Raw genomic sequence first — 13944 nt, 5'->3', positions numbered from 1 at the left:
TTTAAGTTTTGTTAATAGAACGCCGAAGATTATGACATAATATATAAAATGACATAATACCCGTTAAATTTTAGTTAAAATTGAAACATAGCATACTAATTGCTTACTTATTTAACATTAAATTTGTTTACTCAAAAACAAAAAAAGGAAATTAATTAATAAACAAGAAAGATATACAATGAAGAGTACTTTAAAAAAACTATTACCATTTGCAGTAGTAGGAGTTGTCTCCGGTGCTACTACCGTTGGAGCAATACAATATTTTGGACATAACTCCAACAACGGAGATCAATCTTATTTCACTACATCAGCCCCTAACACTACATTTGCAGGGATGAACACTGGCGCAGTGGGAGATGACTTCGTAAAAGCAGCTAAAACAACTGTTCCAGCTGTAGTCACTATTAAAAATTATCAAAGCAGAACTTCCAGCAGAGCTTCAGAGCAGGATCTGTTTGACTTTTTCTTTGGAGATCCATTCGGAGGCGGAGGAAGAGGCCAGCAAAGACAGAAGCAGCAGGTTCCGGACAATATGCCTTCAGGAATGGGATCCGGTGTGATCATTTCTCCGGACGGTTATATTATTTCAAACAATCACGTAGTGGCAGGTGCTAACAAACTTGAAGTGGTATTAAGCAACAAGAAATCATATATAGCCACTTTAATAGGAACCGATCCCAATACAGATATTTCTTTATTAAAGATCGAAGAGAAAGGACTTCCTTACTTAAACTTTGCCAATTCAGATAATATAGATGTAGGACAATGGGTGCTTGCTGTAGGAAATCCACTGGGATTAAACTCTACCGTAACAGCAGGTATTGTTTCTGCTAAAGGAAGAGGAATCGGTATTTTAGGAAGCCAGGGTAAAGCAGCCAATCCTATTGAAAGTTTTATTCAGACCGATGCTGCCATTAACCCTGGGAACTCCGGAGGAGCGTTGGTCAATACCAATGGAGAACTGATTGGTATTAACTCAGCAATTCAGTCTACAACAGGATATTATCAGGGATACGGATTTGCTGTACCGGCTAATCTTGCCAGAAAAATTGTTGAGGACATCAAAAAATTCGGAATTGTTCAGAGAGGATTCTTAGGGGTTCAGTCTTTAGACCTTTCCAATGACCAGCAGGTTTTATTGTATAATAAGCAAAACAAAACGGATCTGAAGGCAGGTGCCGGAGTGTATGTTACAGGATTTGGAGATAACAGCGGCGCAGAGAATGCAGGGCTGAAAAAGGGTGACATTATTACTAAAATAGATAATTATGCCATTACAGATTTTGCTGATCTTTCTATGTCTATTGGAAGCAAACGTCCTGGTGATAAAGTTCAGGTAACCTACATAAGAAATGGTAAAGAAAACACCAGTATGGTAACCCTTAGAGATCAAAAAGGAGGAACATCAACGAGAACCAAGGCAGATCTTAGTGTAACTGAAAAAATAGGTGCTGAATTCCAAAGCATTGATGAAAGAACGAAAGCATATTATGGCTTAAATAGTGGAGTGATTGCTAAAAATGTTTTAGAAGGAAGCGAGATGGCTAAAGCAGGAATTGTAGACGGTTATATCGTTACAGAAATCAATGGTAAGCCTGTAAATTCACAGAAAGATGTGGAAAGTTTACTGAATAAGTTCTCAGGAACTATACAGATAAAATATATGGACGACTACGGAAGAAATTACCAAAGAGGATTCAAAATGCCATAATGGAAAAAAGACAATAGTCTTTCCATATTAACAAAAAACGCTGCAGAAATCTGCAGCGTTTTTTTTATTTTATTTGGGTTTATTCATTTTCTCAGCAATCTTTTTTTTCTTGTTCCGTTCATAAATTACTTCTACAATCTTACCGCCAATCCAGGAAAACGGAAAAAAAGTAAGAAAGATAGAAATCTTATAAAAGGTAGGATGATAAGGGAATATAATAATATCCAACATCGCTATAAACAGCATAATAAAGCCTATAAGGATAGCATAAGCTACTTTGGCATATTTAACAATGATTGCTGTTGCAACACCGCCTATGGTAGTTCCCAATCCGGAAACAAACAACAGGAATCCAAAGAAAGCCTTATCATCTTTCATGCTGAAAAGGAATCTTTGCCAATGCTCAAACGGAGCAAAAGCTTCAAAAGTAACCCATTGCGGAAAAGCTCTTATACCAAGAGTAATAATAAGCCCGGTTATCCCCAGACCTACCAACACCGCAATTGTATTTCTTATAAAATTCATTAATCCTGATGTGCAATCATAGAAATTTCAATATCCACATTTTTAGGCAGACAAGAAACCTGTACCGTTTCACGTGCCGGGAAGCTTTCTGCATCTAAATAAGAAGCATAAATATCATTCATTACAGCAAAATCATCCATATTCTTAAGGAAGATTGTAGCCTTTACAACATTTTTGAAAGTCATTCCTGCTTCAGTAAGAATAGCTTCCAGGTTCTTCATTACCTGATGAGTTTCTTTTTCAATTCCCTCTACCAATTTACCAGTTGCAGGATCTACAGGAATCTGTCCGGAGATATATAATACTCCGTTTGCCATATTGGCTTGTGAATAAGGTCCGATTGCTGCAGGTGCATTAACTGTGTTTATTATTTGTTTCATAAGTGGATATTTATTTTTTTTAGATCATATTGCAATCACCATCTGCTGTATGTACTTGATTGAAAATTCTGTCAACAGCGATTTCATTAGAATATATTTTGGTTGCAAATATAAAATTTATATTCTCAAATGCCAATCTGATATTAGAAAGGTGCATTGGGCTGAGTAAAACTTCTGTCTTTATACTTCAGAGCATCGCTTAAGATATTGGCTTTTATCCCAATAAAGAAGTCGTATACCTTATACTGTCCGAAAGGAACCCAGTTAAAGTTAATGGTAAAACTTCGCTGATCCCTTGAGAATCCTATTCTCGTATACGCCAGTTCTTTAGTGACCATATCATAATGCGTGCTTCCATTGATATTCCAGTAAGGTGTCAGCTTAATACTACCGTCCAATCCTATGGATGCAATTTTACTTCCAAACCTGCTGAGACCTTTTGAATAAGCATAGTTTGCATTGACATTCAAAGTCCATGCCTGATCGAAATGAGCATAATTATCGTCATCAAAATAATAGTTTTCATTTCGGACTTCTCCTTTCGAGGAATATTTTTTACCATAATCAGTTTTCTCACCAAAAATTTCACTGCTTAGAGGATAAGACAATTGGATATTGAAGCCCTGTACACTAAAATGTCCGAATTCTTCTGTTCTGATCCCTGTGTCCTGCCCCGGAATAAATGCAATTCTATACGGATCAAGGGTAAGGCTTGTATTGACGGTAAGTTTACTGTTGAAGAAAGAAGACTGCCCGTTGATTGAAAGGATGGACCATGGGTGATCTTTAGCAGCAAAATTATAGCTTCCTGAAAGATTTAAGGATTCAAAAATCTTAAGTTTTTTTACTCCTGTGGAATCTTTCTTAGACTTTACTTTCATCTCAATATTGTTCCCCACATTAAATCCTAAAGCTCCTACCAATCCGCTGGACGGGCTTCCTACAATTCCTTTTTCAAAGATAGAATAAGGAGTAATGGCCCCGGTTGCGTTATAATAGTTTTTGTAATATCCAAAGTTTGGACTTGAGAAATCCGGAGAATAGGTAAACCCGATACTTGGGGTCATCATATGCCTGATGGCTTCAACAGAAGATCCTTTTTTAAACTTAAGCATTCCGTACAGTGTTGTCTGAAGACTCGCAGTAGTAGAGAATGTAGAATATCCTGCAAGATTTTTGTCAATCTCATCTACTGTAACATTTTTTACAGGATCATAGTATCTGTTCAATGTTTTTGTTGTCAATGCATTGTCAATATTTGCACTTAAGCTGAATGTAAAATATTTTGCCAAAGTGGTATTTGTTGCCAGTGCGATATTGTTTTTAAGTCCTGTCTGCATTTTGTCCCACATTTCCTTCTTAAAGAGCTCATTCTCCTGTGTGTTCACAAAGTTTGTAAGGTTAAACCCTGTGTTTACCGTAATGTTTTCAAGAAGTCCCTGTCTTACTCCTGTTTTAGATTTAAATAAGTAAAACTGGTTTATGGCAACGTTCATCTGCGGAAGACGGAGATCTGCCAGCCCTGTCGCAAAGTTTTGGGAATAAGATGCCGTTCCGGTGATGGTTACCGGAAGTTTCAGAAATCTCTTGGTAAGTGTTACCGTGGAGTTCTGCTGTGTATTCAATACATTTTGGTTAAAAATATAGTTGTTATTCAGCGGATTATTATAAAACTTTGTACTTACAATATCCACAGATGCACTAAAGGTGAGAAAAGGATTAGATTTTGCATCCTGCGAATGGGTCCAGTTGATTCTATAGGTACTATTCCTGTTATAATCATCCAGTCCTTTAATTCCTCTTACCATAGTTCCGATATCTGCATTAAAGCTACCTGAATACCTGTACTTCTTCTGATAATTCATCTGCGGACGCAGGTTCCAGCTTCCTTTTGTATACACATCGGCAAGCACTTTAAGGTCAAAATGTTCTCCAATAGGCTGATAATACCCAATTCCATTAAGGAAAAATCCTACATCCTCTCTTTCTCCAAAACTCGGGATCAAAATACCGGCTGCTCTTTTATCTGAAAACGGAAGAATGGCAAAAGGCATAATAAGAGGCGTAGGAACCCGCTCAATGTACATTTGAATCGGACCTGTCACAATCTGCGACTTGTTCTTTGTTTTAATCAGTTTGATATTGGAAGCGCGCATAAAGTAGTCTGCCGCAGTATCTTTTTTCTTAATAAAATAATCATCGGTAGTATAATCTGCTCTTTTCATTGCAAACACAGAGTCATTATACTTTTTTGTTTTTTGAGCTATGATTACCCCTTCGCTTTCCTCTGTTCTGGCATTGTAGGCAATAGCCTGTTTGGTTTTGGTATTATAGCTGAATTCGTTGGTTTCATACTTTTTCCCAGCCTGCGTAGTAATTACGGGTTCAATAATTTTCCCTAAAGAGTCTTGTTTTCCGCGGGCATAAATCAGATTTTTATTATCATCTATTGAAATATAATCTGCATCAATCTGCATATCCTGATATACTACCTGGGCATTTTTATTTAAAAAAGTCATCTTTTTAGGGATGTCTCTTCTCTGATCTTCTGCTTTTGTGCGGAGAATATCATCTAAAGATTCTTTTTTTACAACTATGGTATCCTTTTTGGAAATAGTATCATTAACCACATTTTTAGGCAATTTTTCGGGCGTTTCTTGTGCTAAAAAATTGTTAAAAATTAGGATAATTAAAATTTGTAATATATTTTTGAAGACGGTTTTGGCCAATTTTATTCTATATAATTAAGGCCCAAAATTAATATAATTTTTATAACTGTAAGATGCACAAACAAAATTTTAAAATAATTTTATCATTTCTCCTTATTCTAATCAGTAACCTTATTTTTGCTCAAAAGAAGCTTACAATCGTTCTGGATGCGGGACACGGAGGAAGTGATCATGGGGCAAACAGGTCCTATTCTGACATTGGAAGAGTCGCAGAAAAAGATGTTACCCTTGCCATTACCTTAAGATTAGGCGCAATGCTTGAAAAAAACAGAGATTTCAAAGTAATCTACACCCGTAAAATTGATGAATACCCATCTTTATCGGACAGGACTAATCTTGCCAACAGAAGCAAGGCCGATTTATTTGTGTCTATTCACTGTAATTCTTCACAGAGGCCTACCGCTTACGGTACAGAAACTTATGTACAGGGACCTAACCAAAACAACGAAAACCTTGAAGTTGCCAAAAGGGAAAACGATGTGATTTTTCTTGATGAGAAAGATAAGCAGATCTTCGGCTCTTATAACGCTGATTCTCCGGAGTCTTTAATTGCGTTAAAACTTCAGCAGAGTAAATATTTGGAATCCAGTCTTCTTTTAGGAGGATTGGTGGAAGACAACTTTGTGAATAAAGACAAAAGATCTTCAAGAGGGGTTTTCCAGAAAAACCTTCACGTTCTGCGTATGAACGCTATGCCTTCTGTACTGATAGAAACCGGATTTATCAATCATCCGGAAGAAAGCCACTATATAGCTTCTGAAAAGGGGCAGGCTGAAATTGCAGAAAGTATTTACAATGCTATTATTGATTATAAAAAAGCAATCGACAGAAAAAGCGGAGGTACGTTCACCATTAAAAAGCAGGAACCTGAAAAACCGGCAGAAACACCGTTGAAAAATGATTTCAGGATATTACTGATGAGCTCTCCTACCAAATACAATGAGGGAGATCCTGCAATGAAAGGATTGGGTTATATTCTTACCATTAAAGAAAATGGCCAGTACAAATACTATTATGCAGTCACTAATATGGCTTCTGTGAAAGACATTAATCTGAAGTCTGCCAAGGATGCAGGATTTAGAAATGCCTTTGCTGTAGGGTTCATGCCTAACCAAAAAATAAGCATGGGATACTATACCATAGAGCTGTATGCCGGCGATAAACTGAACGGAAATTCTTATATTCTTCAGAACCTTAAAGATGTGGAAAGACAGAAAGACAATGGTGTTTTCTACTATACCTATGGAAAAGTAGCTACTTTGGAGGAAGCAGTGAAACTTCAGAAAGAACTTGAGAACAAAGGAATTAAGAATACAGTGATACAAAAAGTGTATAAATAGTTAAAAATAATTTTGAAGTTAAAAAGTTAATCGTTACTTTTGCAACCTCAAAATTTGGCCTATTCGTCTAGTGGTTAGGACTCAAGATTTTCATTCTTGCAACAGGGGTTCGATTCCCCTATAGGCTACCAAATTTGATATCATGCCGGATTTAAAAATACAAGAAGCGAAATTGCTTTTTAATAAAATCCACTCTAACCCAAAAAGTTATGATTTACAAATCTATGAAGACGGGATTACAGGCAGGGATGATAAAATAAGTTTCAGGCTTTACAGGACAGGAGAAAGGGTTGCTTTTGAAGTAACAATAGATGAACTTACTTTCACCAATACTACTGGGGAATGGAACAACGCGATGATTATGTTGGGAAACACAATCAAAAAAATAGAAAAGGAACAAGAAAATTTAAAAATAGAACAAGCAATAAATAAACTTAAAAAGTACCTTTCGGAAGAAAATTAAAAAATTCAGAAAATAAATTTGGTAGTTTAAAAAAAAGTTTATAGTTTTGCACTCACATTTGAACGATATGGCAAATCATAAATCAGCACTAAAGAGAATTAGACAAAACGAAACTAGAAAACTTCGTAACAGATATTACCACAAGACCGCTAGAACAGCGCTTAAAAGCTTGAGAAATGAAGAGAATAAAGCTGCTGCAACGGAACAACTGCCAAAGGTTATCGCTTTATTGGATAAATTAGCTAAGAAAAATATTATCCACAAAAACAAAGCGGCTAACTTGAAAAGCAAATTGACAAAGCACGTTAATAAGTTAGCGTAATAATATAGTAGGCCCGTTCGTCTATCGGTTAGGACCTCAGATTTTCATTCTGGTAAGAGGGGTTCGATTCCCCTACGGGCTACAAACTAAGAGTTGATACTTATAAAAACAAAAGCTAACACGTTACTTTGGTAATGGAAGATAGAGGGCCCGTTCGTCTATCGGTTAGGACCTCAGATTTTCATTCTGGTAAGAGGGGTTCGATTCCCCTACGGGCTACAAAGAGAAGACTTAATATAAGTCTTCTCTTTTTGTTTTATACCCTATTTATCCGTGATGAATAAAAGCTTTTACCAAAGATAGAACAACGGATGGATCAATCTCAAAAGTTGTGGATTAGGTAAATTGGATTAAACTAAAACTTCTTGTTTGGATGACATTAAATATGTAATTTTTATATTTTGACTTGAAAATAGGATGGAAATAACCTTTTATTCACGCAAAGGAAAAATAATTCGGATGCTCTATTGTAAGAAAGCAAAGAAAGACGACTTTGTCGCTGAATAAGCGATATAAAAAGGTTAGCTTCATCAAAATCGATTTCTAATCGATTCATTCTTGGCCCACTTAAAAATCAAGCATAATAAAAATAGAACTTTGCGTCAAAGAGAAGTTGTATTGATGTAAGTTTATGCTATCCCTCAACTTTTGCACCTGATCCTGAACAACACATTTATACTAATCCAAATTCTTCCACTAAAAGATTACGCAAATCTAACCAATGAAGCAACACAGCGTGATACTTTGCCAGTCCATCTGTGACAGAAAGACCTGTCCTCAATAATTCAGCATACTCTTCCCACCTTCGTACCCTATCTCTTCGTACTTCAAGAAAAAATCCCCCTACACTCCGTTTTAGGGGATTACATTTTCCTAAAATTAAATTTTATTAAAAAAATCACCATAAATGGAAATATTATTTCTTACTTTTCTTTTTAATCGTTAAATTCGCTTAAATTTTTAATTTAAAAACCAATTCCATGAAATTTATTTTACTATCTAGAGGCCAATTCTCATTTAAAAAGACTTTAATAGCGCTATTCCTGATTTCAGCAAACGCTTTATCATTTGGACAGAACAGAATTTATGCTCACGCACAGAGCTCCGGTGTTTTTGGGGTTGCCTGTTTAGGCTGCCGTGTAGAAAATGCCCAAAATGCAATTGGAGATAACGAGGACGACTATTCTACAATGTCGCTGGGAACCGCATTATTAGGAGGAATCCAGCAAACTTTAATTTTCCCGGATCTTAGGTCAGATACAAGGCTGGTAGTAGGCATCGGGACAGACAATATTCCTTTATCTGTACAATTGTTAAGCGGCGTAACATTGGAAACTATGAATGGAGGAACTTCAAACGAAGACCGCAGAACTATAGATATAAGTCTTCTTAAGCTGGGAGCAACTCCTAACAGAGGGACTGTAGAATTCAAACCGACAAAAGCATACGACGGTATACGAATCGGATTAACAGGTGGTGTACTTAGCCTTGGTGGCGGATTCAGAATATATTACGCTTACCAGGATCCTTTAATCAGCCTGATGACACATAGCCAAAGCGGACAGGTTACCCTTGATGGAAATATTGCATTAGAGGGTTCAGAAGTTGTTTTAACCAATACCTCCGGAAAAGAAGTATACCGCTCTACACTGAGATCAAAAACTTTTGAATCCGGACAACCCGGAGGCGTGTACATTATGACTCTGCAGACAAAAGACGGGAAAATGTATTCCAAGAAAATAATGATTAAATAAGTCTATTTTTATATTTCAATCCGGCCGGGCAAATCCAGCCGGATTTTTTTGTTTTATAGTACTACGATTATTAAATAAAAAACAAAAATTTATATTTATGTAAACAAATTATTACATAATCACCATAATATGAAATAAAATTATCAACATAATAATTTTATTTATAAATTTACATAAAGCTAAGAATCAAAATTTTTTACATATGAAAACTAATTTATTATTGAGACAACGTGCTATTAAAGCAGCCATGTCTGCAACATTTTTGTTCCTGATGAGTTCTATGTCTACTGCACAAATTGTAAAAACGTACGCGAGCAGCCAAACCAATTCGGTTACCGGACTCTGCATAGGATGCGGTGTAGTAAATCCACTGAACGCAATAGGAAGTAATGAGAATGATTATTCTACTTTACAGGTTTCAATAGGTCTATTGGCAAGGACAGAACAGACCCTGATCTTCGCTACCTCCAACATTGCCAATAACACCAATAAGCTTGTGATCGGAATCGGCTCAAATGGCACTCCACTATCTGCTCAGGTATTGGGAGGTGTATCCATTGAAACATTTAATGGAGATGTATCTAACAACGACTATCAAAATATCAACAATGATGTTCTCCAGCTGGGAAGTGCAGACCCAAGCAAAGGTGAAATTGAACTTACCATGAACATTCCTTTCGACCGTGTTAAAATAAACGTCAATTCAGGGTTACTGAATCTGGGTGGTGAACTTCGTGTTTATTATACCTATCAGTACAAAGACCCTTTTATTAACCTGATGGCTCATACAGAAGGAGGGCAGGTTACCCTTGATAAAAAACTTCCACTGGAGGGTTCGGAAATTACTTTAACCAACACTTCCGGAAAAGAAGTCTACCATTCTAAACTGACTTCCAATACCTTTGAATCAAGACAGCCACAAGGTTTGTACATTATGACTTTGAAAACGAAGGAAGGAAAAACCTATACTCAAAAAATTATGATGAAATAAAATTCATAAGAAATCATAACGGCAGGCTTTAAAGCCTGCCGTTTTATTTTAGAAAGTATATTTAAAACGTTAATCGCTAAAGATTAAATAAAATTAAAAAAACTATAACCCTAAATCTCAAAGTATGAAAACACATGTATTGATAGGCCACTGTCTGGTAAAAACAGTATTGCTGGCCTTATTCCTGTTCATGATAAACCCATCAGCTTTTGCACAGACAAAAACGTATGCAAACAGCCAGACCAATCAGGTTTATGGCATCTGTTTAAACTGTGGTATACAGAACTCAGAAAATGCCGTTGGAAACAATGAAGATAACTTTGCTACTTTCCTTATTCCTTTGGGCGTTGCTGCAAGAATAGAACAGACATTAAACTTTCCGGCGACAGATCCCAGTCTGAAGAAAATTGTAATAGGTATTGGGACAAGTGAATCTCTTTTATCTGTACAGCTTCTGGCAGGAGTTTCCATAGAAACATTTAATGGGAATACCTCCAATAATGATTACAAAATAGTAAACAATGACCTGTTAAAAGTGGGATTTACAAATCCTTCCAAAGGGACTATTGAAGTCACCACAACCCAACCTTTTGACCGGGTAAAAATAAGCCTTAACGCAGGACTACTTAATCTCAATGGAGGCCTTAGAGTATATTATGCCTATAAAACGGTAGATGACAAGGTATATGTAAACAGCGAGAGTCATCTGGCTTTTGGAGAACCTTGCCCTGAATGTGTAGAAAATCCACAGAATGCCCTAGGCCCGAATGAAAATGATTATATGAAATTGAGGAAAAAACCAGGTGTGATTGATGTCCAGCAGGATCTGTATTTTCCAGCTGTAAAAACTTTTACAAAAGTAGTGATTGGTATCGGAACAGATACACCTCCTCTTTCCTCTTCTCTAAACGGGCTGGGCATACATATATTACAGAATGGTTCAACCCCTTTTGACGAAAGAATGAGACCAGAAATAAAGATTGATCCATTAAATCCTGGCAGGGGAACCATCGAATTCTGGACATCACTCCCCTATGACGGTATAAGGTTAAACTTATATATGAATCATTTACGGATTTATTATGCATATCAGGAGTCTCTTCATCTTAATGCCTGTTCCCATGTTCCGTTTAATCCTTTTTATTATTTTTCCTTTAATGGAAATACAAACAGTACGGTTCCCGGCTTTAATTTTAGTTCTTCTTCTATTCCTGTTTACAAAAGCGATATGATCTGCAATCAGGCGCTTACTTCGCTTTCCCCTCCATACACTCTTGAAAGCCCTGAAATTCCTGCTTCGCTGCTTACAGGTGATATTAGTATTTCTTTTTGGGCCAGTATCAATGAAGGAGATAAAGATATCCCTAATCCTGATGATCCAGATGAAACCATTCCACCCACCGGACCACAGCCTTTTCTTACAATGGATGCATTCGGGCAAAAAATTAACATCAGTCCTAAAATAATAAAGGTAGGTATGGATGCTGACGAACCTCAAATCGAGAAACAAAATTTCCCTAATCATTTTGTTCATTATACTCTTGTATTAAAAGAAAATCCTGATAATACAGATGGAGGAGCGTGCTTATATATTAATGGTGTATTGGGAGGAGAAACTGATGATGAAGATGTAGATTGTATCACCTGGAACCAAGCCGACCGAAACACTCATAAAAAAATAAAACTTGCTCTGGACCGGGCACAAGTAGATGAGCTGATAATCTATAATAGGGCACTTAATCCAGGAGAAATCCGTACGCTGGCTAATTCCTATGAAAGACCTAACAGCTCTTCTGCAAATTCTGTTTCAAATACAGATGCTATGAGAACAATTCCTGCAGAAGAAACGCTTACGATTTCTCCGAACCCTACTACCGGAACAGTGACTCTTGATGGAAAAATTCTTCTGGCAGATTCTGATATATCTATAAGAAACACCTCGGGAATGGAAGTTTACCATGCAAAGATTACCTCTAAAACTTTCGATTTGCCTTCTACAATCCCAGGAGGAGTTTACTTACTTATCCTGCAGACAAAGGATAAAAAAGTTCATACCCGAAAGATCATCGTGACAAGATAATCTTTTTGAAAAATACAGTATGACATCATCCTGATGGTGTCATACTTTTCTACAACAAAAAATCAAATCCCACTATATGAAAACACATTTATTTTCAGCGCACCATCTGGTGAAAGCCTGGTCACTAATTTCTATGCTGTCTCTAATGACCACATTTTCTTTTGCACAAAAAGTGTACGTCAGCAATCAAAACTCGCAAATCTATGGAGGATGCTTACTCTGTTCTTTACAAAATCCACAAAATGCCGTCGGATCTAATGAAAACGATTATTCTTTGATGCAAATTCCATTGGGTATTGCTGCAAGAATAGAACAAACATTAATTTTTCCGGCAACAACAAAATTAAATAAAGTTGTTATTGGTATTGGAACAGGTCAAACTTCTTTATCTGCTCAGCTGCTTGGCGGGGTAGCAATAGAAACATTTAACGGAAACGTTTCAAACAATGATTATAAAATTGTAAACAGTGAACTTCTCAAAATTAATATATCAAACCCAAGTAAAGGAACAATAGAATTTATTGCCACCAAACCCTATGATCGCGTAAGAGTAACTTTAAACAGTGGATTGCTTAATCTGAACAGCGGGCTTAGTATATATTATGCCTACCATATACCTGATGGCTGTACTTTTCCTGCTTTTGATCCTGTACAATATTATTCCTTCAACGGTAATATCAATGATATGATAGCTGGTTTTAATATGGCCAGCACCGCTACTCCCCTATTCAAAAATAACACAATATGTGGTAAAGGGCTCGGAGCATCAGCAGGATCTCCTTACAGTTTAAAAGCTGGATTCAACTTAAATGGCAAGGCTCTTTCCGAGGTCATCCTTAATCATACTATAGCATTCTGGGCTAAAACAGAGCCAAGACAGGCTGGTTCTTCATCACCTGCCCTAATGGTTGATACAACTCCTGAAAGAGTCCGCATAGCTCCAGATAGTATAAAACTTATGTTACGACCTCCTAATTTTGGGCTCACTGATAACCTTTCTGATAATTGGGGTATTACTCCGGCTACGGAATGGAATCATTATATAATAATTAATAATGATGGGATTCTCAGAATCTACAAAAATGGGGAATTACTTTTTGTTGATAATCGGTATGTTGTTCTGGACCTGAATAATTATCAGACAATACTTAATTTAATAACCGAAGCTACGAACACTATTATCCTTGACCGCTCAGAAATAGATGAATTTGTGGTGTATGACAAAGTTCTTACAACAGATGAAATAAAAATATTATTCAATTCATACAAAGGGATTAGTTCTAACTTATCCAACATTTCCTCTGGGGCTTCAGTAATAAAAGCAATCCCGGAAAAGGAAGCACTCAGCGTCACACCTAACCCCACCACAGGACAAATTACCCTGGATGGAAGTATTCTTTTAGTAGATTCAGACATTTCTGTAAGAAACATATCCGGAAAAGAGGTCTATCAATCGAAATTCATTTCAAAAACTTTTAATCTCCCAGTTACCCTTCCGGGAGGAGTTTATATCCTTAGTCTACAGACAAAAGATAAGAAAGTGTATACCCGTAAGATTATTTTAACACGGTAGAAAATAATATAGTAAGGCAGACAGCTTAGCTCTGCCTTATTTTTAATATAAACTTATTTAAACACAACAACCAAAA

11 protein-coding genes and 3 tRNA genes are annotated in these 13944 nt (G+C 36.5%); 11 read left to right on the top strand and 3 right to left on the bottom strand.

The features are described 5' to 3' along the window. The first annotated feature begins 178 nt into the window (after nt 1-178). Complete coding sequence (locus tag LQV47_RS03780; protein ID WP_230034028.1) at nt 179-1711, top strand: trypsin-like peptidase domain-containing protein; 1533 nt, start codon at nt 179-181, stop codon at nt 1709-1711. Between the two features lie 69 nt (nt 1712-1780). Here the strand turns inward: LQV47_RS03780 and LQV47_RS03775 are convergent, their stop codons facing one another. The 3 genes from LQV47_RS03775 to LQV47_RS03765 all read right to left on the bottom strand — a co-directional run bounded on the left by LQV47_RS03775 (nt 1781) and on the right by LQV47_RS03765 (nt 5345). Beyond that, nucleotides 1781-2236 (bottom strand): hypothetical protein, encoded by a 456-nt coding sequence (locus LQV47_RS03775; protein WP_230034026.1) that lies wholly within the window; start codon nt 2234-2236, stop codon nt 1781-1783. Further along, complete coding sequence (locus tag LQV47_RS03770) at nt 2236-2616, bottom strand: RidA family protein (protein WP_047491629.1); 381 nt, start codon at nt 2614-2616, stop codon at nt 2236-2238. The genes LQV47_RS03775 and LQV47_RS03770 overlap by 1 nt, the downstream gene beginning before the upstream one ends. A gap of 143 nt (nt 2617-2759) precedes the next feature. Next, on the bottom strand, nt 2760-5345 hold the full coding sequence (locus LQV47_RS03765) for a putative LPS assembly protein LptD (protein WP_230034024.1): 2586 nt from the start codon (nt 5343-5345) through the stop codon (nt 2760-2762). A 53-nt stretch (nt 5346-5398) separates the two neighbouring features. On the opposite strand from LQV47_RS03765, the gene LQV47_RS03760 reads away from it, so the two are divergent. From LQV47_RS03760 to LQV47_RS03715, 10 genes are all read left to right on the top strand, one after another. Further along, a complete protein-coding gene (locus LQV47_RS03760) occupies nt 5399-6685 on the top strand; it encodes an N-acetylmuramoyl-L-alanine amidase (protein WP_230034022.1) in 1287 nt (428 codons plus the stop codon). Nucleotides 6686-6741: 56 nt separating this feature from the next. After that, a tRNA-Glu gene (locus LQV47_RS03755) sits at nt 6742-6816 on the top strand. A gap of 11 nt (nt 6817-6827) precedes the next feature. Next, nucleotides 6828-7148 (top strand): hypothetical protein, encoded by a 321-nt coding sequence (locus LQV47_RS03750; protein WP_230034020.1) that lies wholly within the window; start codon nt 6828-6830, stop codon nt 7146-7148. A 67-nt stretch (nt 7149-7215) separates the two neighbouring features. Next, nucleotides 7216-7470, top strand: a complete 255-nt coding sequence (rpsT, locus tag LQV47_RS03745; protein ID WP_047491303.1) for a 30S ribosomal protein S20 — start codon at nt 7216-7218, stop codon at nt 7468-7470. Nucleotides 7471-7480: 10 nt separating this feature from the next. Further along, nucleotides 7481-7552, top strand: a tRNA-Glu gene (locus LQV47_RS03740). Between the two features lie 65 nt (nt 7553-7617). Beyond that, nucleotides 7618-7689 (top strand) — tRNA-Glu (locus LQV47_RS03735). A gap of 761 nt (nt 7690-8450) precedes the next feature. Then, nucleotides 8451-9224 carry a T9SS type A sorting domain-containing protein gene (locus LQV47_RS03730; protein WP_230034018.1) on the top strand — a complete coding sequence of 258 codons (774 nt, stop codon included), beginning with the start codon at nt 8451-8453 and terminating at the stop codon, nt 9222-9224. A gap of 202 nt (nt 9225-9426) precedes the next feature. Continuing rightward, nucleotides 9427-10215, top strand: coding sequence for a T9SS type A sorting domain-containing protein (locus tag LQV47_RS03725; protein ID WP_230034016.1), 789 nt, complete (start codon nt 9427-9429; stop codon nt 10213-10215). 124 nt (nt 10216-10339) lie between these two features. Continuing rightward, nucleotides 10340-12295 carry a T9SS type A sorting domain-containing protein gene (locus tag LQV47_RS03720; RefSeq protein ID WP_230034014.1) on the top strand — a complete coding sequence of 652 codons (1956 nt, stop codon included), beginning with the start codon at nt 10340-10342 and terminating at the stop codon, nt 12293-12295. A 76-nt stretch (nt 12296-12371) separates the two neighbouring features. Then, complete coding sequence (locus LQV47_RS03715) at nt 12372-13868, top strand: T9SS type A sorting domain-containing protein (protein ID WP_230034012.1); 1497 nt, start codon at nt 12372-12374, stop codon at nt 13866-13868. Nucleotides 13869-13944: the final 76 nt, after the last annotated feature.

This window comes from Chryseobacterium sp. Bi04 (genome assembly GCF_918698085.1).
Lineage (GTDB): Bacteria > Bacteroidota > Bacteroidia > Flavobacteriales > Weeksellaceae > Chryseobacterium.
The sequence above is the reverse complement of the archived record's forward strand: the minus strand, read 5'-3'. Positions and strand labels throughout refer to the sequence as shown.

Excerpts from the sequence above, each read along its gene's own strand:
- LQV47_RS03770 (WP_047491629.1), bottom strand. The coding sequence starts at position 2,616 with ATGAAACAAATAATAAACACAGTTAATGCACCTGCAGCAATCGGACCT.
- LQV47_RS03720 (WP_230034014.1), top strand. The coding sequence starts at position 10,340 with ATGAAAACACATGTATTGATAGGCCACTGTCTGGTAAAAACAGTATTG.
- LQV47_RS03730 (WP_230034018.1), top strand. The coding sequence starts at position 8,451 with ATGAAATTTATTTTACTATCTAGAGGCCAATTCTCATTTAAAAAGACT.
- rpsT (WP_047491303.1), top strand. The coding sequence starts at position 7,216 with ATGGCAAATCATAAATCAGCACTAAAGAGAATTAGACAAAACGAAACT.
- LQV47_RS03725 (WP_230034016.1), top strand. The coding sequence starts at position 9,427 with ATGAAAACTAATTTATTATTGAGACAACGTGCTATTAAAGCAGCCATG.
- LQV47_RS03760 (WP_230034022.1), top strand. The coding sequence starts at position 5,399 with ATGCACAAACAAAATTTTAAAATAATTTTATCATTTCTCCTTATTCTA.
- LQV47_RS03775 (WP_230034026.1), bottom strand. The coding sequence starts at position 2,236 with ATGAATTTTATAAGAAATACAATTGCGGTGTTGGTAGGTCTGGGGATA.
- LQV47_RS03750 (WP_230034020.1), top strand. The coding sequence starts at position 6,828 with ATGCCGGATTTAAAAATACAAGAAGCGAAATTGCTTTTTAATAAAATC.
- LQV47_RS03715 (WP_230034012.1), top strand. The coding sequence starts at position 12,372 with ATGAAAACACATTTATTTTCAGCGCACCATCTGGTGAAAGCCTGGTCA.
- LQV47_RS03780 (WP_230034028.1), top strand. The coding sequence starts at position 179 with ATGAAGAGTACTTTAAAAAAACTATTACCATTTGCAGTAGTAGGAGTT.